The organism is Arthrobacter sp. NPDC093128 (genome assembly GCF_040683875.1).
Taxonomy (GTDB): domain Bacteria; phylum Actinomycetota; class Actinomycetes; order Actinomycetales; family Micrococcaceae; genus Arthrobacter.
Genome location: NZ_JBFBEY010000013.1, coordinates 92,177 through 116,494 on the forward strand (window position 1 = coordinate 92,177; position 24,318 = coordinate 116,494).

General features: G+C 64.5%; 24 protein-coding genes, 1 tRNA gene and 1 other RNA gene. 11 read left to right on the forward strand and 15 right to left on the reverse strand.

Features of this window, described 5'->3' with window-relative positions:
- Positions 1-6 precede the first annotated feature (6 nt).
- An RNA gene (ffs, locus tag AB0N24_RS16385) (signal recognition particle sRNA small type) lies at positions 7-103 on the reverse strand.
- A gap of 59 nt (positions 104-162) precedes the next feature.
- Positions 163-489 carry a hypothetical protein gene (locus AB0N24_RS16390; RefSeq protein ID WP_364126355.1) on the reverse strand — a complete coding sequence of 109 codons (327 nt, stop codon included), beginning with the start codon at positions 487-489 and terminating at the stop codon, positions 163-165.
- Positions 490-905: 416 nt separating this feature from the next.
- Between AB0N24_RS16390 and AB0N24_RS16395 the strand changes: the two genes are divergently transcribed.
- A tRNA-Ser gene (locus tag AB0N24_RS16395) sits at positions 906-990 on the forward strand.
- Between the two features lie 49 nt (positions 991-1,039).
- Here the strand turns inward: AB0N24_RS16395 and AB0N24_RS16400 are convergent.
- Positions 1,040-1,951, reverse strand: a complete 912-nt coding sequence (locus tag AB0N24_RS16400) for an oxygenase MpaB family protein (protein ID WP_364126358.1) — start codon at positions 1,949-1,951, stop codon at positions 1,040-1,042.
- A 440-nt stretch (positions 1,952-2,391) separates the two neighbouring features.
- Between AB0N24_RS16400 and AB0N24_RS16405 the strand changes: the two genes are divergently transcribed.
- The 8 genes from AB0N24_RS16405 (at position 2,392) to AB0N24_RS16440 (ending at position 11,069) form a co-directional block, all read left to right on the forward strand.
- A complete protein-coding gene (locus AB0N24_RS16405; protein ID WP_364126361.1) occupies positions 2,392-3,564 on the forward strand; it encodes a peptidoglycan DD-metalloendopeptidase family protein in 1,173 nt (390 codons plus the stop codon).
- A 97-nt stretch (positions 3,565-3,661) separates the two neighbouring features.
- A complete protein-coding gene (locus tag AB0N24_RS16410) occupies positions 3,662-4,147 on the forward strand; it encodes a glutathione peroxidase (protein WP_364126363.1) in 486 nt (161 codons plus the stop codon).
- A gap of 344 nt (positions 4,148-4,491) precedes the next feature.
- Positions 4,492-5,586, forward strand: coding sequence for an extracellular solute-binding protein (locus AB0N24_RS16415; RefSeq protein ID WP_364126365.1), 1,095 nt, complete (start codon positions 4,492-4,494; stop codon positions 5,584-5,586).
- Between the two features lies 1 nt (position 5,587).
- Complete coding sequence (locus AB0N24_RS16420; protein ID WP_364126367.1) at positions 5,588-6,475, forward strand: ABC transporter permease; 888 nt, start codon at positions 5,588-5,590, stop codon at positions 6,473-6,475.
- Complete coding sequence (locus AB0N24_RS16425) at positions 6,462-7,289, forward strand: ABC transporter permease (protein WP_364126370.1); 828 nt, start codon at positions 6,462-6,464, stop codon at positions 7,287-7,289. The genes AB0N24_RS16420 and AB0N24_RS16425 overlap by 14 nt, the downstream gene beginning before the upstream one ends.
- A gap of 11 nt (positions 7,290-7,300) precedes the next feature.
- On the forward strand, positions 7,301-8,422 hold the full coding sequence (locus AB0N24_RS16430; RefSeq protein WP_364126372.1) for an ABC transporter ATP-binding protein: 1,122 nt from the start codon (positions 7,301-7,303) through the stop codon (positions 8,420-8,422).
- A 298-nt stretch (positions 8,423-8,720) separates the two neighbouring features.
- Complete coding sequence (fdhA, locus tag AB0N24_RS16435; RefSeq protein ID WP_364126375.1) at positions 8,721-9,932, forward strand: formaldehyde dehydrogenase, glutathione-independent; 1,212 nt, start codon at positions 8,721-8,723, stop codon at positions 9,930-9,932.
- A gap of 195 nt (positions 9,933-10,127) precedes the next feature.
- A complete protein-coding gene (locus tag AB0N24_RS16440) occupies positions 10,128-11,069 on the forward strand; it encodes a phosphodiesterase (RefSeq protein ID WP_364126378.1) in 942 nt (313 codons plus the stop codon).
- 6 nt (positions 11,070-11,075) lie between these two features.
- On the opposite strand, the gene AB0N24_RS16445 is transcribed toward AB0N24_RS16440, so the two are convergent.
- Together AB0N24_RS16445 and AB0N24_RS16450 are read right to left on the reverse strand one after the other, a co-directional pair.
- Positions 11,076-12,659 carry a stealth family protein gene (locus tag AB0N24_RS16445; RefSeq protein ID WP_364126576.1) on the reverse strand — a complete coding sequence of 528 codons (1,584 nt, stop codon included), beginning with the start codon at positions 12,657-12,659 and terminating at the stop codon, positions 11,076-11,078.
- A gap of 132 nt (positions 12,660-12,791) precedes the next feature.
- On the reverse strand, positions 12,792-13,706 hold the full coding sequence (locus tag AB0N24_RS16450; protein ID WP_364126381.1) for a hypothetical protein: 915 nt from the start codon (positions 13,704-13,706) through the stop codon (positions 12,792-12,794).
- A 147-nt stretch (positions 13,707-13,853) separates the two neighbouring features.
- On the opposite strand from AB0N24_RS16450, the gene AB0N24_RS16455 reads away from it, so the two are divergent.
- On the forward strand, positions 13,854-14,153 hold the full coding sequence (locus tag AB0N24_RS16455) for a type II toxin-antitoxin system VapB family antitoxin (protein ID WP_028272925.1): 300 nt from the start codon (positions 13,854-13,856) through the stop codon (positions 14,151-14,153).
- Positions 14,146-14,811, forward strand: coding sequence for a LytR C-terminal domain-containing protein (locus AB0N24_RS16460; protein WP_364126383.1), 666 nt, complete (start codon positions 14,146-14,148; stop codon positions 14,809-14,811). Before AB0N24_RS16455 ends, AB0N24_RS16460 begins: the two co-directional genes overlap by 8 nt.
- Before the next feature lie 4 nt (positions 14,812-14,815).
- On the opposite strand, the gene AB0N24_RS16465 is transcribed toward AB0N24_RS16460, so the two are convergent.
- From AB0N24_RS16465 to AB0N24_RS16510, 10 genes are all read right to left on the reverse strand, one after another.
- On the reverse strand, positions 14,816-15,439 hold the full coding sequence (locus AB0N24_RS16465) for a TetR/AcrR family transcriptional regulator (protein ID WP_104174065.1): 624 nt from the start codon (positions 15,437-15,439) through the stop codon (positions 14,816-14,818).
- A gap of 50 nt (positions 15,440-15,489) precedes the next feature.
- Positions 15,490-16,191, reverse strand: a complete 702-nt coding sequence (locus tag AB0N24_RS16470) for a DsbA family oxidoreductase (protein WP_364126386.1) — start codon at positions 16,189-16,191, stop codon at positions 15,490-15,492.
- 67 nt (positions 16,192-16,258) lie between these two features.
- Positions 16,259-16,831 carry a GNAT family N-acetyltransferase gene (locus tag AB0N24_RS16475; protein WP_364126388.1) on the reverse strand — a complete coding sequence of 191 codons (573 nt, stop codon included), beginning with the start codon at positions 16,829-16,831 and terminating at the stop codon, positions 16,259-16,261.
- Positions 16,832-16,887: 56 nt separating this feature from the next.
- The gene (locus AB0N24_RS16480) at positions 16,888-17,736 is read right to left on the reverse strand and encodes a sugar phosphate isomerase/epimerase family protein (protein WP_364126390.1); all 849 of its coding nucleotides are present in this window, start codon (positions 17,734-17,736) and stop codon (positions 16,888-16,890) included.
- A gap of 27 nt (positions 17,737-17,763) precedes the next feature.
- Complete coding sequence (locus AB0N24_RS16485) at positions 17,764-18,987, reverse strand: substrate-binding domain-containing protein (protein WP_364126392.1); 1,224 nt, start codon at positions 18,985-18,987, stop codon at positions 17,764-17,766.
- Positions 18,987-20,099, reverse strand: coding sequence for an ABC transporter permease (locus tag AB0N24_RS16490; protein WP_364126394.1), 1,113 nt, complete (start codon positions 20,097-20,099; stop codon positions 18,987-18,989). Before AB0N24_RS16490 ends, AB0N24_RS16485 begins: the two co-directional genes overlap by 1 nt.
- A complete protein-coding gene (locus tag AB0N24_RS16495) occupies positions 20,096-21,133 on the reverse strand; it encodes an ABC transporter permease (RefSeq protein ID WP_364126397.1) in 1,038 nt (345 codons plus the stop codon). Before AB0N24_RS16495 ends, AB0N24_RS16490 begins: the two co-directional genes overlap by 4 nt.
- Complete coding sequence (locus tag AB0N24_RS16500; protein ID WP_364126579.1) at positions 21,130-22,731, reverse strand: sugar ABC transporter ATP-binding protein; 1,602 nt, start codon at positions 22,729-22,731, stop codon at positions 21,130-21,132. The genes AB0N24_RS16495 and AB0N24_RS16500 overlap by 4 nt, the downstream gene beginning before the upstream one ends.
- A 94-nt stretch (positions 22,732-22,825) precedes the next feature.
- Complete coding sequence (locus AB0N24_RS16505) at positions 22,826-23,296, reverse strand: heme-degrading domain-containing protein (protein ID WP_364126400.1); 471 nt, start codon at positions 23,294-23,296, stop codon at positions 22,826-22,828.
- Positions 23,289-24,317 (reverse strand): Gfo/Idh/MocA family oxidoreductase, encoded by a 1,029-nt coding sequence (locus AB0N24_RS16510; RefSeq protein WP_364126403.1) that lies wholly within the window; start codon positions 24,315-24,317, stop codon positions 23,289-23,291. The genes AB0N24_RS16505 and AB0N24_RS16510 overlap by 8 nt, the downstream gene beginning before the upstream one ends.
- Position 24,318 lies beyond the last annotated feature (1 nt).

Sequence of the window (24,318 nt, forward strand, 5' to 3'; positions counted from 1 at the left end):
GGGAATAGTAAAGACCCCCCATGCACCCGCCAGAGCCCATTTACCCTTGCTACCTTCCGGTCCTGGGGGAGTTCAACAGGATGACGCCACATGAGGGGCCGTCAATGAGTTTACCCGATGATTTCGTGTGCCCCGAACCGGCTGCGGAGGGCCTGTGTTCCGTCAGGAACGGTGCCCGTTCACTTCCCAGCTCATCAGCGCCGGTGCCTCATAGGGGTGGGCGGAACGCAGGGCAAGGACCACTGCGTCGAGCACTTCTTCCTCCACGACGCATTCGATCCTTACTTCCGGCACCTGTTCGCCTTGGCCCACTGCCCCGATAAAAGGAAGGGACCCGGTGAGGGGTGTGAACCGGCCGGTGCCCGGTGCGGTGAATGCGCAGTGCGAATAGTTGCCGATCCGTCCCGCGCCGGCATCGCCCAGCGCAGTAAGAACCGCCTCCGCATGATCGGCGGGAACGTAGGTCACCAGGGCGTGGAGCTGCGTCATACGCCCATCCTCCCAGTAACTGAAGGAATGGATAGCAGCACAACTAGGTAACGGTCCGCCGATATTCAATTAGCAACCCTTGTTTATCATCGGCACAAGGCGGACCATGGATATGTACACCGATTGGGGCAATCTCAACTTGAGCTCAAGGTTGTGAGCTGCAGGGCCTGGCGCGATGGCCGGACCCGGCAGCTCAACGGTGTTCCGGCGGAGTGGGCGCATTGGGGGCGTCCATTTTGACGTTAAGGGCACTTTTCGTGGGCACTTTCCTGGCGTGGCTCACGGGCGCGCCGGCCCGCGGAACCCGTGCCCGCGGGCGGCCGCTGAATGCGTTGACGTAACGCGCAATTCGGCCCAATTGGGTGATGCCGAAAAGTTCAGGTATTCTAGTATCTGCTTTTGATTCAGAAGCTACTGGAGAATTCGCCTAGCGGCCTATGGCGCACGCCTGGAACGCGTGTTGGGTTAACGCCCTCGGGGGTTCAAATCCCCCATTCTCCGCGGTTGGCCCCGGTCCTCGGACCGGGGCCTTTTTGCGTTCCGGCTCCGCCTAGGCTTCAAAGCCCAAGCGGCGAAGGCGCCGCCTCGCGGCCTGTTCACTTTGCCCAACCCTGCCCAGGGCCACATGGACGACGGCGAGAACCACTTTGGTGCCAAGCCGCACCGGAATCGGAAACGGGCCCAGCCGCGGCGCCCGGAGTCCCAGCATGTCCCGGTATTTCGGTTCGAGGCTGGAAACAGCGGCGGCAAACAGCATCCTGTAGCCGCGGCGCAGCGAAGGCTCAAGCGGCGGGTTGCGGATGAACGCCACCATCTCGGCCACCCTCTCATCGGAGCGGAGCTCGCCGTCGTCGTACCAGCTGTCCAGCTGCTGCCGCATCTCCGTTTCGCTGAGCGGGGGCGAATCCACTCCCATCAGCCGGCCGGCCTGTGCCCACTCGCGGACGTAGGCATCCGGTCCGCCGGGGATGGACCGGCCCCAGATTTTGTGGGCGGAGAGGAATGCGTCCGTAAACGCGATGTGCACCCACCGGAGCAGTTCGGGGTCGTTGGCTGAGTAGCTCCGGGCGACGCCATGGCCGTCCACATACTCGCCGCGCACCGACTCGTGGAGCCGCAGCACCCAGTCGGACGCCTCACGCGCCGCGGCCGTGGAGCCATAGGAGACCGTGAAGATCCACCGGATGGTTCCGGCAAGCCGTCCCAAGGGATCTTCGCGGAACCGCGAGTGATCATAGACGCCGGCGAGGGCGCCCGGGTGCAGGGCCTGCATCAGGAGCGCGCGGATGCCAGCCACGATGGTTGTCATCGACCCATGGACAGCCCAGACGGCGGACCCCGGAAGGTGATATCCGGCGTCGTCGCCCTCTTCCAGCCGGGGCACCCAGCCAGGCACTGCGTCCCTGGACCCGGTAAGAGTTTGCTTGAGTTCGGCCTGCCAATCCCTGAGGACATTGCGCATGCTTTATTCTCGCGCACGCGGCCGGGAACGGAACTGCGGGCTGGTCCGCAACGCCCGGGAGCTGTGAGCAGGCTGGGAATTCTGGCCCGCAACGCCGGAATTCCGCGGGAGCGACCGAACGGGATCAGCGTTAGGGGTTCCCAGAGATAACGGGGCTGTGGTCCCATAGGAAACGTAAGTCCGTCGAGATTGGGGTCTGGCGGGCCTATCGCAGGAGTCAGCACGTGGGAAATCACTGGGGATATGGACACGAGGAACATCCCGCCAGGCCTTGCCTAGCCGCTGCGCGGCTACTCGGCGTCTGCGCGGTCTCGACGCTTGGCGTGATCGCTTTTGGCCTCCAGGGACCTGCTTCTGCGCCGCCGGCTGTGGTCGCTTCAGCCTCTGAACAGGCCGCAATGGGCGGTCCGGCAATGGCACCCTCCTGGCCAAGCGCTTTCATGAAACCGCTGGGTATTGCCCCCGAAAGCATCTCTGCGAATGCCAATGCCCTGCTCTCGTTCAGCCGCAGTGACATCCGGACCACATCCAGGAGCGGCAAGCACGAACTGAACGTTGCCTCCGACGAACTGAGGCGCCCCCCGGCCGGCTCGCTCATGGCGCCGCTCGAAGTGCTGAATGAAACCTCGGGCTTCGGCCTCCGGGTCAGCCCGTTGACCGGCACCGCGGGGGAGTTCCACTGGGGCCAGGACTTCGCGGCCGCGTGCGGCACAAGGGTCTACGCGGCCGACGCCGGTGTAGTTAGGGCAGTCGGCTGGCACCCCTGGGGTGGCGGCAACCGCGTGGAAATCGACCACGGCAACGGGCTGATCACTACGTACAACCACCTGGAAGGCATCGCCGTCAAGAAGGGGGACTCCGTCCAGGTGGGCGAAGTCATCGCGAAAGTTGGCACCACCGGTTCGTCCACGGGGTGCCATCTGCATTTCGAAACCATCCGCAACGGAGTCCATGCCAACCCGCTCGAGTGGAAGCTCCTGCCCATCAAACAGCTGGACCAGCTCGGGAACATCGACATGATCAGCTACGCGCCCGGTACGAATGCCCCCGCAGGAGACCCGACGTGGGCCATCCCCGTGTCTGCAGACAACTCGCATACGGTGACGGGCGGGGAAACAGAGGCGCCGGTCCCGGGAACGCCGTCCGAGACGGCGACAGGGGCGCCGTCGGCAACGGCGACGCAGACGCCGAGCGCTTCCGCTTCCCCGACAACACCGGGGAGCCCGACGGCAACGGCGACGCAGACGCCGAGCGCTTCCGCTTCCCCGACAACACCGGGGAGCCCGACGGCAACCGCCACGCAGACGCCGACCGCAACGCCGACGCCGACCGCCACGCCGTCGGCGACAACCACACCTGCGCCGCCGCAGACAGGATCTGCCGTGTCGGCCACGCCCACCGCCACGCCGACCCCCACTCCCACGTTCGCACCGACGTTTACCTCCACGGCGGAGCCAACCGCCGAGCCATCACAGGAGCCAACACAGGAGCCGACCGGGGCCCCCGTACCGGAACCCACTGCCACGATGACCACCGAACCCGGCACCGCTCCTGAGCCCACTGACAGCCAGCCAGCACCGACTCCGACGGGCACGGCCACCCCCACGCCGTGACGTAAAGTCCGGAACAAACTTTCGCGAGGGCACGAACCCGTACGCTTGGCCGTTGTCCATAAATGACAGCCAAGACCCATTTCTAAGGAAGCCCTCCGTGAATTCCCTTTACGCCACTCCGCTGACACTCAACGACGGAACGGAGACCGATTTTGGCCGTTTCAAGGGGAACGTGGTGATGGTGGTCAATGTGGCCTCCCAATGCGGCTTTACGCCCCAGTACGCCGGCCTCGAACTGCTCTACGGGAAGTTCCGGGACCAGGGTTTTGAGGTCCTGGGTGTGCCCTGCAACCAGTTCGCCGGGCAAGAACCGGGAAATGACGCCGAAATCGCCGAATTCTGCCAACGCAATTTCGGCGTGACCTTCCCGCTGACCGCCAAGGCGAACGTCCGCGGCAAGGACCAGCACCCGCTCTATGCCGAGCTCACCCAGTTCAAGAACGGCCCGCTGCCGGGCCTGGTCAAGTGGAACTTCGAGAAGTTCCTGGTAAACCGCGACGGCGCGGTAGTGGCGCGCTTCGCCCCCACGGTGGAGCCCGACTCGCCAGAGGTCCTTGCAGCCATTGAGGACGCCCTCGCCTGAGGGACGGCCAACGATCCATCCAACGGAAGAGCCCCGGCACATTGTGCCGGGGTTTTTTGCTCCCGCGTCACGACCGAGAATACATGTTTTGTTTATTAAAGCACTACAACCGTTGACTAGTGAGCAACTTCACAGTTAGAGTTGCGGCACCCCAACGGCCGCTTGACGGCTGACTTTGAGATCCATCCGGCCAGTTCGGTGATGGACGGCGCTGCGCGAACCGCCGCCGTCGGTCCCCGCAACGCTGATGAGGGATCAGGACCCCGCACCACGCCAGCCAATCCGGCGGCACGCCTTCCTTTGGCGTGCCGGGGTGGCTGGCGCCAATGAGAGGCAGTTCCGCCATGAAAGATTTCCGTTCCCCTGTTCTTGACCGCAGGCAAATCCTCAAGGCAGCGGCCATGGCGCCGTTTGCAGGCTTGGCATTGTCCGGCTGCGGGTCCAAGCCCGCCGACAGCGCCGCGGCCAACAAGACCGTGACCGTCACTTCCTATGGCGGTTCGTACAATGAGCAGCTGACCCAGACCATCCTTGACCCGTTCGCCAAGCAGACCGGCATCCAGCCCACGCTGTTGGCCAACACCAGCCTGGCCGCGCTCAAGGCGCAGGTTCAATCCGGCGATGTGCAGTGGGACCTGGTGGAAGTCACCGCTCCCGAGTACGAAACGGCCGTGGCCGAAGGCCTGCTGGAAAAGTTTGACTACGACATCATCAGCGACAAGGGGCTGCCCGGGTACGCAAAGGCCGAATACGGCATCAAGTACCTGAGCTTCCTGTTCGTCATGGCCTGGGACCAGAACGTCATCCCTGATGCCAAGGCGCCAAAAGACTGGGCCCAGTTCTTCGATCAGGACATGTACAACACCAAGCGCTCGGTCTATAACCAACTTTCCGATAGCTCCGTCCTCGAAGCGGCGCTGTTGGCGGATGGAGTCCCGTTCGACAAGATCTACCCGCTGGACGTGGACCGTGCCCTGCGGGTTCTGGGCCACCACCCGGGCAAGGACCGCCTGCTGTACCACGCTGCAAACCAGGAGCCCATCCAGCAGCTCACCTCCGGAGAGGTTTCGCTCTCCACCAGCTTCAACAACCGGATCAATGCCGCCCGCACTGACGGCGCCAAACTGAACTTCTCGGCCGAGAATGCAGTGCTGGCCGGAGATTACTTTGTGGTGCCGAAGGGGGCAAAGAACAAGGAAGCGGCGTTCAAGCTGATGAACTTCATGTCCAACGATGCCGAGGCGGGAGCGGCCTTCGACAAGGTCACCAACCTGACGCTGGCCAACACGCCCGCCCTCTCCAAGTTGCCCAAGGAAATTGCCGACACGCTGCCCACCAGCCCGCGCCTCGCGGACAAGATCCTTGTCCGGGACGACAAGTGGTGGTCGCAGAACCTGAAGAAGACCGAGCAGCAGTTCAAGCTGTGGCAGGCCAGCTGACATGACCACCGCTACTCTGCCAAGGACCCGGCCCAAAGGCCGGGATAACCCGTCGTCCGCGGGAGCGGCGCCGAAGCGCCGCAGAACCGGATGGTGGCTGCTGCTGGCACCGATCCTCGTTTTCGACGTCGTCCTGTTCCTGACGCCGCTTGGAAAGCTTGTGGCGTCCAGCTTCGCTGACAACGCCTACCAGCGGGTGCTGGAAGATCCGCTGGTGGTCCGCTCACTGGTGAACACGCTGACCATCAGCCTCGCATCCACCCTGGTCACCGTGGCCCTGGGCTACGTCATTGCGGTGGTGCTCTGCAACGCCGGCAACGTCATGCGCGTTGTCCTCTTCGCCGTCGTACTGCTGCCCTTCTGGACCGGCATCCTGGTGAAGAACTTCGCCTGGGCCGTGCTGCTGCAGGACAACGGCATCATCAATGCCTTCCTTCAGGGCATAGGCCTGACCGACGCGCCGGTGGAACTCCTCCACAACCGGTTCGCCGTCATCGTCGGAATGGTCCACTGCCTCCTCCCGTATGCGGTGTTCCCGATCTTCTCGTCACTGACATCAATCGACGACAGGCTTGGCCTGGCGGCGCGCTCCCTCGGGGCCACCGAAGCCTCCGTGTTCCGCCGGATCACGTTGCCGCTCAGCGCCCCTGGCGTCTCGGCCGCGGGCCTGCTGGTCTTCATCATCAGCACCGGTTTCTTCATTACGCCCGTGGTCATGGGCGGACCCGGCGACATGATGATCGCGAACCAGATCGACTACTACGCACGCCAACTGACGGACTTCTCCGGAGCCGCGGCCCTGGCTGTGGTCCTGACGGTCATGGTCAGCATCCTGGTGGCGGTTTACCAGCGCGTACTCAAAGCCGGAGGCCAACATGAAGACAACTAGCCCGCAGCACCGCCTGGTGGCGCTTCTTTCGCTGCCGATCTTCCTGTTTCTGGTGATCCCGACGGCGATCGTGGTGCCTGTGGCGCTCAACGACAGCCGGTACATCACCTTTCCGCCCGAAGGGCTGTCCTTCGCTGCGGTAGCGGGATTCTTTGCCGACAAGGCTTGGACTTCCGCCTTGACTGCCAGCCTCCAATCGGCCGGTATCGCCGTCGTCATCGGAGTCCTGCTTGGCGCCGCCGCGGCCATCGGCATGCACGGCCGTAAATTTGCGGGCCAGCCCGCCGTGGTGGGGCTGATCCTGGCACCGATGATCGTGCCCACAGTGGTGCTGGCACTCGCGTTCTACCAGTTCTTCATAGCCATCGGGATGGTGGGCAGCATCCTGCCGATCGGCCTGGCCCACGCCGTGATTGCCACGCCATACGTGTACCTGACCACCCGGGCGAGCCTCGCCGGGCTGAACCCGGCCCTGGTGCGGTCAGCGCAGAGCCTCGGCGCCGGACCGCTGTCCGTGCTTCGTCACGTGTATTTGCCGATCATCCTGCCAGGACTGATTTCCGGGGCACTGTTCGCGTTCTCGGTGTCGATTGACGAAACCGTGATGTCCCTGTTCATGCAGTCGCCGGCCGCCACTACCCTCCCCGTGAAGATGTTCACGGACATCCAGTTCAACCTGACCCCCAAGATCGCGGTCTCATCCGCCCTCCTGGTCAGCGTGGCCACCTTCGGGCTCCTCCTCCAGGTCATGTTTGTACTGAGGCGCCGCTCTACCGCCCGGATGCTGCCGCTGGCCGCACCCGCCCAAACCTAAAGGAAAAATCGATGAGCACATCAGTGATTTCCGCGCACCAGAAACCCCAGGCCAAGCCGGCCGCCCAAGGCGCCATTGAACTCCGCCAGGTCCGCAAGAGCTACGGGGACGTCGTTGCCGTGGACCAGTTGGACCTGACCGTCCAGCCCGGGGAGTTCGTTACGCTGCTGGGTCCGAGCGGGTCCGGCAAAACCACCACCATGATGATGGTGGCGGGCTTCGAGGACCACACCTCCGGTTCCGTCCTCATCGACGGCAAGCCGGTGGACACCCTGCCTCCAAGGGACCGGAACCTTGGCGTTGTTTTCCAGAACTATGCGCTGTTCCCGCACATGAGTGCCCTGGAAAACGTGGAATTTGCCCTCCGGATGCGCAAAGTGCCCCGCACGGAACGGCGCCAGCGCGCCATGGATGCCCTGGACAGGGTGGGCCTGGGCAAAATGGGAGACCGTAAGCCCCGCCAGCTTTCCGGCGGGCAACAGCAACGGGTGGCGCTGGCCCGGGCGCTGGTATTCAACCCCGCCGCCCTGCTGTTGGATGAGCCCATGGCCGCCTTGGACAAGCGGCTCCGGGAGCAGATGCAGGAGGAAATCAAGACACTGCAGAAGAGCCTGGGCATCTCCGTCCTGTTCGTGACACATGACCAGGACGAAGCGATGGCTATGTCCGACCGGATCGTGGTGATGAGGGACGGGAAGATTGTCCAGTCCGGGGCGCCGGAGGATGTCTACAACCACCCGCTCACGGACTGGGTGGCCAGCTTCCTCGGAGACACCAACCTGATTCCCTGCACCGTCGTAGAGCGCAACGGCGATGAAGCGGTGGTGGACCTTGGCGGACTGGGCCCCGCCCGTGTACGCGACCGCGGGGCAAAGGGCGAGAATTACGCCGTCTCCATTCGTCCCGAGCACCTCAAATTCAGTTCCGCGGCCGTGGCAGGCAACGGCTGCGCGGCAAAGCTGGTGACGTCCACGAACCTTGGCGCCACGGTGCGTCACCGGCTAACTGCCGGCGGCCATGACCTTCAGCTGCGTGAGCTGAGCTCCGACTCCGCCGCCCGTTTCGCGCCGGAGGACGAAGTATGGGTCTGCTGGGACGCGGACAAAGCCCAGCTGCTGGTCCTGGAGTCCTAGGCCGGACCGTCTGGAAGCACGGCTTGGAAGCACGGCGGCGGAGCGGCCTGTCCGGGTCATCCGCCGCCGTGGTCCCGTCCGCCAACTGCATGGGCGGGACCTTGGTCCCTGTTGCGCACCATCCCCCCGGCCTAGACTGGCCGGACCCTCCGGCTTCCCGCAACCCTGCTGCGTGGCTTTGACGGCGCAGCACTGCAGGATGGTACGGCCGGCTCATGCCAGCCAGGGGAGGGCGCATCGGTACTTCGTGAATCAGCAGGGCACCCGTTTGGGTGCCCGTGAAGCCAGGAGGAAAGAGATGACAGGGAACAAAGCCGTTGCCTACAAGGGACCGGGCAAAGTCGAACTGATCGACATTGACTATCCCAGCTTCGAACTCAAGGACGGCCCGGGCGTCAACCCCGCCAACGTCGGCCGTTCTGTGCGCCATGGCGTTATCCTCAAGACGGTCGCCACCAACATCTGCGGCTCCGACCAGCACATGGTGCGGGGACGCACCACGGCGCCTCCGGACCTCGTGCTCGGCCACGAAATCACCGGTGAGGTGGTGGAAGTGGGCCCCGACGTCGAATTCATCAAAGTGGGAGACATCTGTTCCGTCCCCTTCAACATCGCCTGCGGCCGCTGCCGGAACTGCAAGGAACGCAAGACCGGAATCTGCCTCAACGTCAATCCGGACCGGCCGGGAAGCGCCTACGGCTACGTCGACATGGGCGGCTGGGTGGGCGGCCAGGCCAACTACGTCCTGGTGCCCTATGCCGACTGGAACCTGCTCAAGTTCCCGGACAAGGACCAGGCCCTCGAGAAGATCCTGGACCTGGCCATGCTTTCCGACATCTTCCCCACTGGCTTCCACGGCGCCGTCACAGCCGGTGTCGGGGTGGGGTCCACCGTCTACATTGCGGGCGCGGGCCCCGTCGGCCTCGCTGCTGCAACGAGTGCCCACCTGCTGGGTGCCGCGGCAGTGATCGTTGGCGACCTGAACGAGCAGCGGCTCGCACAGGCACGCAGCTTCGGCTGCGAGACCGTTGACCTGACCAAGGGCGGACCGGCTGAGCAGATCGAGCAGATCCTGGGCGTTCCGGAAGTCGACTGCGGCGTTGACGCGGTGGGCTTCGAGGCACGCGGCCACGGTGCCGGAGCGCAGGAGGCCCCGGCCACGGTGCTCAACTCGCTGATGGAAATCACGGCTGCCGGCGGCGCGCTGGGCATTCCGGGCCTGTATGTCACGGGAGACCCGGGCGGCGTGGACGAGGCGGCCAAGAAGGGTGCGCTCTCGATCAGCCTGGGAACGGGCTGGGCCAAGTCGCTGGGCTTCACCACCGGCCAGTGTCCGGTCATGAAGTACAACCGCCAGCTGATGATGGCCATCCTGCACGACAAGGTGCACATCGCCAAGAACGTCAATGCCAGGGCGATCAGCCTGGAGGACGCGCCCAAGGGCTACGCCGAATTCGACGCCGGTGCCGCCACGAAATATGTGCTGAATCCGAACGGCTACCTGAGCTAGCCGCCAAGTACCTGAGTAACCACGCGCCGGCGGACACATACTGAGGCGGGTAGGTGTCCGCCGGACTACTCGTTATTACCGAATTTTCCAACATGCGTACTGGAGTTTGCACATTGTTGGCCGAATGTCTGATTGGATAGACATTACTGAGAGGGACACTGGAGGCGCCGCTTCCAACCAACCACGAAGGCAGTAATGGAGCTCATCGAGGCCGAACACCCCCGGCCACGTCATTTTCTACTCCACCTGAGCGACCCCCACCTGTTGGGAGGTCCGGATCATCTTTATGGCGCAGTGGACAGCGAAGCCCGCCTGAAACAACTGTTTGAGGAAGTCAGAGCCTCAGGGGCGCGCCCGGAAGCCGTGATTTTCACCGGCGACCTGGCGGACCAGGGCGAACCCGAGGCATACGCAAAGCTGCGGGCAATCGTGGAGCCCGCCTGCAAGGCGATGAACGCCCAGGTCATCTGGGCCATGGGAAACCACGACGACCGTGAGAACTTCCGCACCGGGCTCCTCGACCAGACCGGAAACGATTCGCCGGTGGACCACAGCTACTTCATCAACGGGCTGCGGGTGATCACGCTGGACACCTCGGTACCGGGATTTCACCACGGTGAGCTCAGCGAGGCGCAGTTGGCATGGCTGGCCGCGGAGCTGGAGACACCCGCACCGGACGGCACCATCCTGGCGCTGCACCATCCTCCGGTGCCCTCCGTGCTGGACCTCGCTGTCCTCGTGGAGCTACGCGGCCAGGCGGCCCTGGCTGCGGTCCTGCGTAACTCGGATGTCCGCACCATCCTGGCCGGACACCTGCATTACTCCACCACAGCCAGCTTCGCCGGCATCCCGGTATCGGTGGCCTCCGCCACCTGTTACACCCAGGACCTGAACGTACCTGTGGGCGGCACCCGGCCCCGCGACGGAGGCCAGGCCTTCAACCTCGTGCACGTTTACGAGCACACGATCGTACATTCCGTTGTGCCCGTCGGCAGCGCGGCAGCCGTGGGCGAGGTCGTCACCGCGGCCGAAACCCAGCGGCGGCTGGCGGCGGCCGGCGTCCGGATTCCGCGGAAGGCCAAAACGCAGGGCCACCCGCCGACACAGAACATCCCCATGATCCGAGTGGGCGGCTGAGCAGCCCTACTTTTCCCAGGGCGCCTTGATGGGGTAGTACTTCTCCAGGAATTCCGTGACCAGTCCGGCGCGTTCCTCCGCCTCCACTTCCGGGAAGCTGCCGTCGTTGAGGCAGAAGAAGTCCATGTTGCGCTTGGACAGGAGCTTCGGCAGGTAATTGAGCCCGGCGCGGGCGGTGGTGTCCACGTACCTCACCTTTGCGGCCGTCTGGGTCACTGCCCGCCCGGTCAGCAGGGCGTAGTAGTGGTAGAAAGAATTCGTCACGGAGATGTTGTCCGCCGCACGGAACCGGCTCGCCGCGGTCTTGGCGAATTCCTGCGGGAATTCCTGTTCCATGGTGGCCGCAATGCTGCGCCGCAAGGGGGCGGCGGTGTGCTCCAGGTGGCGGGTGGTGATCCGGCCGAACCGGTCCCACAGCAGCTTCCGGTTCACCCTGGCTGCATTCTCGAACCCGCTGCGTTCGGCATCGTTGTCACCCAGGCCGATGCGGGTTTCCGCCTCTATGAACTTGGTGACGCCGCCCGGGGTGAAGAACATGTCCGGTCCGACCGCGCGGCCGAAGAACATATCGTCGTTCGAGTACAGGAAGTGCTCCGAGAGTCCCTCGATGTGGTGCAACTGGCATTCCACGGCCTGCGAATTGTGCGTGGGCAGCACCGACGGGTCCGCGAAGAACTCCTCACTGCGCACAATGGTCACGGTGGGGTGGTCGGCCAGCCAGGCGGGCGCCGGGGAGTCCGTGGCGATGAAGATACGCCGCACCCACGGAGCGAACATGTACACCGAGCGCAGGGCGTACTTCAGTTCGTCGATCTGGCGGAATCGGGCCTCATGGTCATCGCCCTCACCCACCACAACGCCGGCCATCCGGGCACGCCGCGCCGCGATGTATTCCGGGGAGCTGCCGTCAACCCACGAAAACACCATGTCAATGTCGAAGCTGATGTCGCTGGCGTGGTCCGCGAACATGTTCTCGATGGTGGGCCAGGTGTGGCCGTAGCGTTCAACGGTGCCGCGCACGGCGTCGGTGGAGAGCATGGTCCGGCGGGTAAGGGAGTTTTCGATCGGCAGGATCAGCTGGTTGCCTTCGAAGCTCCACAGCTCGATCTGCACGCCGGCGGACGAACCAAACTCGAAACCGCCGTCGGGTTCCACCCGCGGGCGGTACAGCCGGAAGATCCGGGATTGGCGGTTGATGGAGAGCTCGCCGTCGGCAACCAGCACGGAGGACTTCTTCTTGGCGTCCACGGTCATGGAGTACACGGGTTCGTTGCGGCACGCCTCCACCAGCGCGGCCCGGAGCTTCTTCCGGTCCTTCCAGTCCAATGCAATGACGGGCCGGTGGTTGTTGCCGCGGACCAGGAGATAGTCCAGGCCCGCATTGGCGAGGACATTGCGGATGAACAGCAGGTCCTCCACCATGGCCTGGTACGGCGTACGGGTGGAATTGATCAGCGCATAACGCCCCCGGTGGCGGACCACGTCGGGGCGGTTCTTCAGCCGAGCAACAGCGGCCGGCGACGTTACCTCGGGGTGGCTCCCGCCGTCGTCGGAAGGCTGACCTCCGTAGTAAATCTCATCCTGAACCAGTGCGTCTGTAATGGTGTTTCTCCGAGCTGTTGTCTATAGGGGTCCTATTTGCATGATAACCCGCGTAAAAAAACTGGACTAATCCCGGAGGCCGGCTTCCGTTCCGGGCGCGAGACCGACGGGGACTCCCGGCTAGCCGGCCAGGGCGTCCCGCCAGCTGCGCAGGAACGCGCCGCCGGCGTCGTCGTGAATCACGTCTTCGGCGAGCCCCAGGTCGGCTGCCGTCAGCACCGCATACGGCTTGACGGGCACTCCGTCGGCGGGCCGGACGTCCACGTGCTTCACCTCGTGATCGTTGTGGTGCAGCCAGTCAGCCATGGCGTAGTCCGTGCGTGAATCGCCCACCGTCCGCCAGGCAAGCGGCCGGATGCCCTGCGCCGCGAGCAGCTCCACGGCACGGCTGGCACCCAGGTCCTTGCCGAGGCGCACGGACTCGATGTCCGTGGAAATGATGGTCGGATCCACCCGGTAATCGATCTGGTCGTCGGAATCGGGAGCATGGTGGTCCAGCCGGACCACACCCAGCCCGTGGCGGGCCATCAGCTCCATGGCGTCGGTGTCGAACAGTTTCTGTTCGTCGAGGTAGTCCTGGCTCGGTACGTCAATGTGCTGTTCCACCGACACCATGGCCCGCTTGGTTTCGTCGTAGAACATGTGTTTTGCGTAGTCCTCCGAGACCAGCCGGCGGACGTCGTCGCCGTAGGAGCGGGGGACGGCCAGCTCGTGGTCCACGTGCACGGGTCCGGGCCCGGCAGCCGTGTAGCTGAACCAGACGGCGCCTTTTTCGCAGATGGCGTGGATGACTGTTCCGGCGGGCATGCCGGCCGCGATCATGGGCTCCATCACCTGTTCCCGGATGAACGCGTCCGAACGGCCGGTGTTGAAGATAACGGGAATCCCGGCCGTGGCCAGGGCCACCATGTCCGCAATGATCTCCGGCTTAACATCGCGGGTGACGGGGCTGGCCACCGGGCCGTCGACGTCGAGCAGGAGGGCAAGGGGAGGAGCCGACGGCGATGCGGCGGCTGGGTTCTCGGGTGCAGTCATAGCTCTATTCTGGCAGTCCGGGGCGGCACGGCGCTCAATGTTGCCTTGCTGCGTCGCCGGCAGCCAATGGTCACCGTTTGGCTACAACCTTGGCGCGGCGCTGGCTCATTCGTTCCCTTGGACGGGCAAGTTCCATAGGCTTGCAGGGTGATATTCAAAGCTGTGGGCGAGGGACGCCCTTACCCCGACCATGGTTACAACACCCCCAAGGAGTGGGCCGCGCTTCCGCCGCGACCTGTCCGGCTCGATGAGCTGGTGACCACCAAACGTACCCTCGACCTTGAGGCTCTCCTCGCTGAGGACTCCACGTTCTTCGGCGATCTCTTTCCCCACGTTGTGCAATACCGGGGAACCCTGTACCTCGAGGACGGGCTGCACCGTGCTGTCCGGACCGCACTGCACCAGCGCACCGCCATCCACGCCCGTGTGCTGGTGATAGATGGCTAAGAAACCCAAGGACGTCACCGTCCTCCACGGGCACCGTGTGGTTTCCGGAAGGGAACTCAGGGCCACATTCGTTGAGCCGGACGACACCGCGGACAATCCCGTCCGGCTGCGCCGCCAGATCCTGCACGGCGTGGTGCTGGTGCTGCTGGTAGGGCTGATCATCGCCGCCATCATCGTTGCGTTGGCTATCATGAACGGGCAGATCAAGATCCCGACGGCGGAGAGCAGCCGATCGTCGGTTTCGGCGTGCCCCACAGCGACTTTTGACTACACGCCGAACGACAAAGTCAGCCTGAATGTCTACAACGCCACCAACCGGCCGGGCCTGGCCCGTTCCGTGGCCGATGAGTTCCTGGCCAGGAAATTCGCGGTGGCCGACGTGGGCAACACCCAGTCCGGGTACCGGGGCGTGGCGGCGGTGGTTTCCGGGGCTGCCGGCCAGTCGGCCGCCTTCAGTGTCCAGCGCAACCTGCCGGAATCGGATTACTTCCAGGACGGCCGTTCCGACGGCAGCGTGGACGTGATCCTGACCGGTGATTTCAAGGAGCTGATAGGACCCGAGCTGGTGGACCAGACTCCCGGCAAGCTTGGCTGCCCGCGCGAGAGCCGCCGGATCGTGGACAGCGCCAAGTGGCCGGTGATCCCCAAAGCCGGGTGAGGAACTATGGCTGGCTGAACCGCACGGGAAGGCCGCCGTCGTCGAACCGCGCCCCCGCGCCCAGCTGGATGAACCGAACAGTGCGGAGCACCGCTTCCGGGCTGCCGTCCCCGCGCGCCGCGCTGGAGGACAGGGTGCCGTGGATGAGCTGCGCCAGCTGCACGATGTCCGCCGCCGGGAGATAGCCCTGCGCCATCGCGTCGCGCAGGATGTCCTGGAGAAGCAGGCTCAGCTCGCCCACATGGTCGGCCAGCTTCGAGAAGGACGCCGGCGAGAGCACAGCGGCCATCGCCGGGCCCGGCGGAAGGTGGCGGCGGCTCAGGTCCTCCACCTGGGCGCGGACATACAGGGCCAGGCGCTCTACCGGGTTCTCCAGGGACTGCAGGGATTCCCGGAGGCCGTCGAGGAAGCGTTCGGTTTCGTCCAGGGCGTACGCGATGAGCAGCTCTTCGATGTCCGCGTAGTAGTTGTACACAGCGGTGCGTCCGATGCCTGCATGGCGGGCAACATCGGTCATGGTGAGCCCGGGAAGGCCGTGGGTGAAGAGGAGCTCGCCGAAGCCGGTCAGGATGCGGCGTTGGGTCTCGGCTCGTTGGGCAGCGTTCGTGGCGGCCGAAATCCTAGGCATACAGACACTTTACAGTGATCTGTCAGCAAACCACGGCCGCCGGGCCGGTGTCAGATGGCGCAGCCGTCGGGGCCGCACGCTTCGGCGCCGCCGTCGCTGCCGGCCATCACGAGGGGCTGCTTCTCCTGCCACGCCTGGTTGAGTGCCTGGCTGAACATCGCCGACGGCTGGGCGCCGGAGAGTCCAAACTTCCGGTCGATCACGAAGAACGGCACGCCGCTGATCCCCAGGGCGCGGCCCTCCTCGAAATCGAACCGGACGTCGTCGGCGTACTTGTCCGTGGTGAACAGTTCATCCAGCTCCGCGGCGTCGATCCCCAGGTCCAGGCCCAGGGATGTGAGGTACTCCCGGTTGCCGATGTCCCTGCCGTGCTCAAAGTGGTCGCTGAGCAGGCGTTCCTTGGCGGCGTCCTGCTTGCCGTGGGCGGCGGCCAGGTGGATCAGCCGGTGGGCGGTGAAGCTGTTGGCAACCACGACGGCGTCGAACCGGTAGTTGAGCCCCTCACCCTTGGCTTGTTCAGCCACATGGTCGAACATCTGCGAGACCTGCGCCGGCGCCATGCCCTTCCGGGTGCTGAGGTACTCCAGTTCGGTGCCGTCGTAGTGCTCGGGCAGGGTCGGGTCCAGCTGGTAGCTGCGCCACTGCACCTCCACTGAATCGCGGTGCGGGAATTCGGCCAGGGCTGCTTCGAAACGGCGCTTGCCGATGTAGCACCAGGGGCACGCGACATCGGACCAGATCTCAATCTTCATGCTGCCAACAACCGGGTTCCCGCCGTATCCATTCCCCGGCGGCATGTCGCTTTGGTCACTGTTCGCGCTACGGGTGGGGGGCATAGGTGTCCGTTCGCGCTTCGGGGTGGGGGAGTGCCTGCTCCATCACGAAGTCGTGCTCCACCGTGGTTCCCAGGGTGAACGACTTGGTGCCGATCTTCCGGAAGCCTGATTTCTCATAGAAGCGGATGGCCTTGGCGTTCTGGCTGTTGACTCCCAGCCACATTCCGCGGGCACCGGCGGCGGCCGCCTCGCCGAGGCTGGCGTGCATCAGCTCAGCCGCGGCACCCAGCCCGTGGTGGTCGGGGTGGACATAGCATTTGCTGAGCTCGGTGGCCGGAAGGGCGGTCAGGGCGGCGGCAACGTCCGGATCCCCGGCCGGACGGTCCACGAGCATGCTGTAGCCGCGGAGGTCGCCGTCGGAATCGATCACCAGGACCGTGATGCCGGGGTCCGCCAAATAACTTCGGAAGTTCGCTTCGCTGAGCGTTGCCGCCACGTGCGCCGCGATATCGGCGGGGGAGGACTCCGGCGGGCAGGCGAGCGGAAAGGTGACGGCGGCAAGCCCGGCCAGCCGGCCGGCGTCGTCCGCGGTTGCTTTCCGGATTGTGTGCGTCATGTCCAAACTCTAGTGCGGCTTGTATGCCCGTTAATCTTGTATGCCCGTTAATGCAGTCATAAGCCGCGAAGGAAAGCCAGGCCTCTCTCAGCCAACTCGTCCTGGCTGGGAGCCAGCGGCCGCCAGACCGAGGCCGCGACGGCAATGGCCGCATTGTCCACGGTGAAACTTTCAATGTTCAGCGGTCCGTTGTAGCCCACCTCGTCCAGGACGCGCAGGAAGCCTTCCCAATCGGTCTGGTCCCCGCCGGGGGCGCCGCGGTCGTTGCCGCAGACCTGAACGTGAACCAGATGTTCTCCGGCGGCCCGAACCGCCGCCGCCACCGAACGCTCCTCGATATGAAGGTGATAGCTGTCCAGGGCGAGGCCGACGCCGTAGCCCAGCAACGGGTCCAGCGCCTCGACCGCCTGTTCGACCGTGTTGATCAGCGATGTTTCATACCGGTTCAGCGGTTCGATCCCCAGGACCACACCCGCTTCCCGGGCCCGGGCCGCCACCGGCTGCAGATTTCGGCGCAGCTCGGCATAGGCCTCCCGCCGCTGCTCGCGCGACATCCGCCAGACCCGGCCGGTCTGGGCGTAAAAAGGACCACACACCGTAGGCGAGCCGATACTGCCGGCCATGGTGATGCATGCCATCAGGTAGGCCTGTGTCCTTTCCACGGATCCCGGACCCGCGGCCACCAAGTCCCGGCCCGGCGCCATGGCACCGACAAGAAACGGTGTGAGCCTCGTGGCCGCCAGGGCTTCCCGCACCCTTGCGGGAGTGAAGTCGCCGTCGTTTTCCAGCGGCAGTTCGACGGCGTCAAACCCCATTGCGGCGATCTTCTCCAGCAATCCGACCAGGTTGGAATCGGTCAAGGGGGATTCCCAGACCCAGGTACTCACCCCGACCAGACGCTTCACGCTGCCTCCTTGGCCACAGCTCCCGGGCTACGGCATTTGCCGCTTCTGCCAGACGTCCGGGTAGCCGGGCAGGTTTTCTCCGCCGAACTTGGCGTAGTGCCCGCCGGGCATGCCCTGATTGCGCTGCAACCAGTCGTCCAGCTCGTCCGCGAGGATGGGCTTCTGAGGCAGGACCCATTCGGCCGGTATCTGCTCGCCCTTGAAGATCTTTTCCAGGGCCAGCAACGGGGTCCGCCACTGGAAGTTGGAGTAGACGGGGGCCATGGCATCGATTCCGGTTTCCTTCCACTTGGTCAGGAAGCTCATCTCGTCCTCGCCGGTCATCACTGGCAGGTCTTTGCCTGCGTCCTCAAAAGCCTCAAGGGCAGCCACTGCACCGTCTCCGGCATCCATCCAGACGCCTCGGACGTCACCGGTGGCCAGCTCATCGGAGATGATCTTCTTGATCTCGGTGGGGTCGGCTCCGGTGAAGTAGTCCTTGGCCTGGATTCCTTTCTCCTCAAAGATCTTTTTTGCCGCCGCCCAGCGGTGCTCCAGGACATCAACGCCGGGGAGGATGCGGAGGGCCACCACCTTGTCACCGGACTTCAGCCTGTCGGTCAGGAACGTGGCAGTGTCGATGCCCCAGGCGAAGCCACCGATCGGGTGGATGAACGTGGTGGCGCAGTCGGTTTCGACGCCGCGGTCAAACACCACCACAGGCTTGCCGGTCTGACAGGCACGTTCCACGGCCTGGGTCAGGGCCGCTGTGGAGTTGGGAGAAATGACGAACGCATCGCATTTTCCCTCGTCGATGAAGTAGTCAATGTCCGCGATCTGGGTATTGTCGTTGTCCTTGGCATCCCGGGTTTCCATCTGTGAAATGACGCCCGAGTCCTGCAGGACCTTGAGCTGCTGATTCATGGTGATCCAGCCGGTCTGCCGCCACGGGTTGGAGATGGAGGCGTTGGCGAAGCAGACCTTGTGCGGCCCGGAAGAGGCGAACTTGGAGGTGTCCGTCATGTCGCCTGCGATGTACTGCAGGTAGGGCTGCTCCGCGTTCCCTTCAAAGGTTGCCGAGCGTTGCTTGAACTGCCCGTCGTAAAGCGCCTGGTCAAACCATTCCTGGCTTGCGGGACTGGTTTCGGCGGGTGAGGGGGTACCGGTTCCCGTCGTTTCAGTAACTGACGGGTCGGTAGTGGTACACGCGGTCAGCACCGCCAGCGGCAACGCTGCGGCAAGTGCGATCGCGCGAATAGTGTGTTTGCGCATCAGACTCGATCTCCTCCTTGTTCGGTGCCCTCATGGGGCATGGCTGCTGCGGTCAGCCGGTGCCGTTCGTCATGGGCAGCGGAAGTGGCTCCCTTGCGCTTGCGCTGCCATGACTTGGACGCTGCTGCCACAGCGATGATGATGATTGCCCCCTGGACTGTGTCCCGCCAGGTCGCCTGGACGCCCAGGAAGTTCAGGAGGGTGAACAATGCCTCGAGGGCGAACGCTCCGGCCGCCGCGGACAGGACCCAGCCGCGTCCACCGCCAAGTACTACGCCACCGAGGACGACGGCGGTGATCGCCGTGAATTCGTAGCCCCGCCCCACTGATGGATGCACTCCCGCATAGCCCACGAGCAGGATCCCAGCCACGGTTGCCGATAGCGACGAGATCATGAACGCCCGCGTCCGTACCCACCAGACGCGGGAGCCGGCCAGCGCCGCTGCCGCCGCATTGTCGCCGACTGCGATGAGCATGCGGCCGAACGGGCTGCGCATCAGGGTGAAGGCCAGGACCGCCACGGCGATCAGGATGATGACAGCGTAGGGAATGATCTCCAGGACCGGGACGTCCCGGATCCCGCCGCGACCTATCTGGCGGAAGCTGTCCGCCGGGTTTCCCTGGGCAGCGCCGCCGGTCCAGTAGAGGACCAGCCCGAGCAACGCCAGCATCATGCCCAGGGTCACAATGAAACTGGGCACCTTCAGCAGCGTTGTGATCAGTCCGTTCACCAGCCCGATGAAGGCGCCCAGCACAAACATCAGGATCAGGACCGGAATCACCTTCGAATCGTCTTGCCTGATCAGGTTGCCGGCAATGATGACCTGCATGGTCACCACGGATCCCATCGACAGGTCGAATTCGCCGCTGACAATGACGAAGTACTGGCCGACGGCGGCGATGGCAATCGGGGCCGTCCTGCCGATGAACCGGATGAAGGAGCCCGGCTCCCCGAAGGAGGGATTCAGCACGATGATGGCCGTCAGGAGGCTGAGCAACAGGATGAAGACGGCGCCGCCGGGGGCGCGCACGGCACGCAGGAGCCGCTGGGATCGGCTCGCACGGTTCTGCCGGAGGACCGCGCTGCGCCCGGAGGGCAGCGCCGTACTCATGGCCCCTCCGCGGATGCAGCCTGTGCAGCATGTGCTTCCGCGGAACCCTTCGAGGTGAACCGCTCCGGCCTGCTGGCGATCCTGCGGCGGGCGTAGACGGCGACGGCGACGACGATTACAACGCCCCGGACCACGTCCTTGAGGAAGGGGTTGATCTGCATGACGGACATGATGTTGTCCATCATGGCGAAGATCAGTACGCCGCCGAGGGTGCCGGTGATGGTCCCCTTTCCGCCGGCCAGCAAGGTTCCGCCGAGCACCACTGCGGCGATGGAGAGCAGGTCGTAGCCGCCCTGGGAACCTACCGTCGGGCTTCCCACGCCCAGCCGGCTGGCGAGGAGCAGCCCCGCCATTCCCGCCAGCAGGGAACAGATCACGTGAGCTGTGATGACCGGCACGTCGATGCGGATTCCGGAGGTCCGGGCCACGGAGATGTCACCGCCAACGGCGTAGAGGTGGTGGCCAACACGGGTACGGTGGAGAAGCAGCATGGCCAGGCCAGCGCAGGCCAGCATGATAATTGTCGATATGGGAACAGGCCCCAGACCCGTTGCCCCGATGAGGCGGAATGAGAGCGGGGTCTGACCGAAGCTGCCTTTGAAATTGGTGGCGAGGTAGCCGCTTATTATCAAGCCCATGCCCAGCGTAGCGATGAACCCGTGCACGTTCAGGCGGGCCACGATGAGCCCGTTCGCGAGGCCGATAACGGCAGCGGCACCCAACGTCAGCAGTACGCCGGGAAGGACGTTGCCCGGGTTGTTCGCCATCACGCCGGCGGCGATGAGGCTGGCCAGGCTGGTTACGTAGGGAACGGAGAGATCCAAGCTGCCGGCCAGGATGACCAGCGTCTGGCCTATTGCGATGAAGCCCAGGACGCTGGTTCCGGTCAGGATGCTCGAGATATTTCCCTGGCTGAAGAAATTCCGCCCGATCGTGCTGACGAGAACTGCACCGATGATTAGCGTCAGCAGCGCCACCAGGTAGACGATCTGGGTGGAGGACAGGCGCTCGACGAGGCTGCCGCGCTGTGTCATGGCCCTCCTTCCGGCGCAGTCCTGGCACCCGTTCCCAGCTGCAGGACGGCTTCCTCGGACGTTCCGGCCGGAAGCTCGCCGGCCAGACGCCCGTCGCGCATGACCAGGATCCGGTCGGACATGCCGATCACCTCCGGCAGTTCGCTGGAGACCATCAGGATGGCCTTGCCTTCGGCTGCGAGCTTGCGCATCAACCGGTACACCGCAACCTTGGCTCCCACATCTATTCCGCGGGTTGGTTCATCCAGCAGGACCAGGCGGGGGCGGATGGCCAGCCATTTGGCGAGGACCACTTTTTGCTGGTTCCCGCCCGAAAGGTACTGCACCTCCTGGTCCAGGTCCCGGGCGACTACTTCCAGGGAGGAAAACACCACCGGGATCTCGGTTCTTACCGCGCCTGTGCGGCGCGGGAAAACTGATCTGATCACGCTTAGCGCGTTATCCAGAATGGACTGGTTCAGGCTCAGGCCCTCAGCCTTGCGGTCTTCGGTGATGAGGGCCATGCCCGCCCGGACGCCGTCCCGCGGCGACTTTGGCAGCAGCTCCCGGCCTTCCACCTTCATCGACCCGCGGTCAAAGGGGGCGGCGCCGAAGATGGCGTGAAGCAGTTCCGTCCGGCCGGAGCCCTGGAGGCCGGCCAGGCCGACAATCTCACCCGGCTGAACGCTGAAGCTAATCCCGTCCAGTTGGCCGTTTCCGGCACCCTGCAACTTCAGGATCGGCTGTGCGGGGAGCTCAGAACCTTCAGCGCCAGGGCCCTCAGCGTCGCTGCCTGCCCGGGGCAGCTTCTCCGGGAAGAAGGCTGAGATGGGCCGGCCCACCATCAGCCGGACCAGACGTGCATCGTCGAGTTCAGAGGCGGGGCCGGTGCTGACCACCCGGCCGTCCTTCAGGACGGTGATGACGTCGCACAGGTCGAAGAGTTCCCGGAGCCGGTGGGAGACGTAGAGGATGGCAGTCCCACGTTCCCGGAGGCGTGACACGATCTGGTAGAGGAGTTCAACTTCGGCGCCGGCCAACGCGGCGGTGGGCTCGTCCATGGAGATGATCCGGGCGTCATAGCTGACCGCCTTCGCAATCTCCACGACCTGCTGCTCAGCCACGGTCAGGCTCCGCACCTGAGTCGTGGGCCGAATGGCGGTGATCCCGAGCGACTCCAGCAACTCCGCCGTTTTCGCGTTCATCATGGCCTTGTTCACCAGAAGTCCGCGGCGCGGTTCCCGGCCCAGGTAGATGTTCTCCGCCACTGTACGGTCGGGAAGCAGGTTGAACTCCTGAAACACCGATGACAGCCCGGCTTCGTGGGCCTTGGTAGGGTGGCTGAAATTCACTTCCTGGCCGTCCAGGAGCACCGTTCCGGCATCCGGCTGGTATACGCCCGCAAGCACCTTCATCAGGGTGGACTTTCCGGCGCCGTTTTCACCCACGAGCCCGTGCACCTGGCTCCGGTGAAGGCTAAGGTGGGCGTCTTCCAACACGGGAATGCCGAAGAAACTTTTGGTCAGTCCGCGGACTTCCAGAAGGGGCGGGGGCGTCGCGGAACCCTGATGAAGCCCACCGGAAACAGACGCCGCGCCAGTCCCGTTGTGGTTCTCCATCGATTCGCCCACGACTAACTGTTACAGGGGCGATTCCGTTCCGTCAAGGGATAAGCGATTGCTCACTACTGGAGGCTATTCGGCCGGGTTTTTCCTATGCCGCGACGTCCTTCAGGTACGTCCTGATGCCGTCGACCACCAGTTGATGGTCGTCGTCGGAGGACAGCCCGGATGCCGTCACTGCGGCGACGACGCCTGTGCCTCGGACGCGGATAGGGAAAGACCCTCCGGCCAGCGTGTAGTCCTCCGGCGCGAGCCAGCCGCCCTGGGTGGGGTCGTAGTCCGTGAACTGCTCTGTGAGCAGCGCCGTGCTGTGCTCAAAGCGCAGGGCGGCGGCCGACTTGCGGCGGATCCATTCCTCCTGGTCGGCCGTGGCTCCGGGCAGGACGCAGCGGAAGAGCACGATGTTGTGCCGGCGGATATCAATGGCAACAGCATGGCCCTCGGTGATTGCGCGGTTGGCGATCAGCGAGCCGAGCCGCCAGGCATCGTGGTGGTCGAAGCTCGCGAAAACGAGCTCTTCCTCGTGCTGCTTCAGTTCAGCGAGGCGGGCAGAATCAGTCATTTCGCGCCAACTCCGTGTCAGCTTCGTAGCTCAACCCGATCTGTCGGCGGATCTCATCCATGGCTGCCATGATGGCCACGCTCTCGCCCGGCGGCAGGATGGTCCCGGACGTGGCTCCAGCCCGGATCAGGCGCTCCAGCTCGGCGGACTGGAACTGCATCCCCCGGCTGTTCACCGGCTGATCAAAGCGCTCCACAACATTGCCATCAACGCCGTAAACGGTAAAGGGCACAGGGTTGTACCAAACGGATTCGATGTCGATCCACCCCTCCGTTCCGATGATGACAGCCCGATTCGCTCCTGCAGCGTCCATCTCACAGTCCACCAGGGCCTGCTGACCGCCGGCATAGTCAAAGATCGCCGCCGTCTGGCCGTCCACGCCTGTCGCCGTCATCGTGGCGCTCGCCTGGATGCGCTCCGGGGTGCCCAGGACGTCAAAGGCGAAAGAGATCGGGTAGATGCCGAGGTCCAGCAGCGCCCCGCCGCCCAACGCGGGGTCGTTCAGCCGGTGGGCAGGGTCCTTGGGCAGGCTCTGGTTGTGGCTGGCGACCACCTTCCGGACCTCGCCGATGGTGCCTTCCTGGATGATCTCGCGAAGACGGACCATGTGCGGGAGGAACCGCGTCCACATGGCCTCCAGCGCTACAAGGCCCTTGGACTCGGCCAGCTCAACAATCTCCTGCGCTTCGCGGGCGTTGATGGTGAATGCCTTCTCCACCAGGACGTGCTTGCCGGCGTTCAGCGCCAGCAGCGCATTCGCGTGGTGGAACGGATGCGGCGTGGCAATGTAAACGACGTCCACCTCCGGGTCCGCAACCAGGGCTTCATAGCTGTCATGCGCGGTGGGAATGCCGAACCTGTCGCCGAACGCCTTGCTCGATTCCAGGGTGCGCGAACCCACGGCCTGCACCGTGAATCCGTTCTCGTTCAGGTCCTGCGCTTGCAGCCCTGCGATGAAGCCGGTGCCGAGGATTCCCCAGCGGATGCTGCCGTCAGAAGTGCCAGTGTTGGGGTTGGTCACG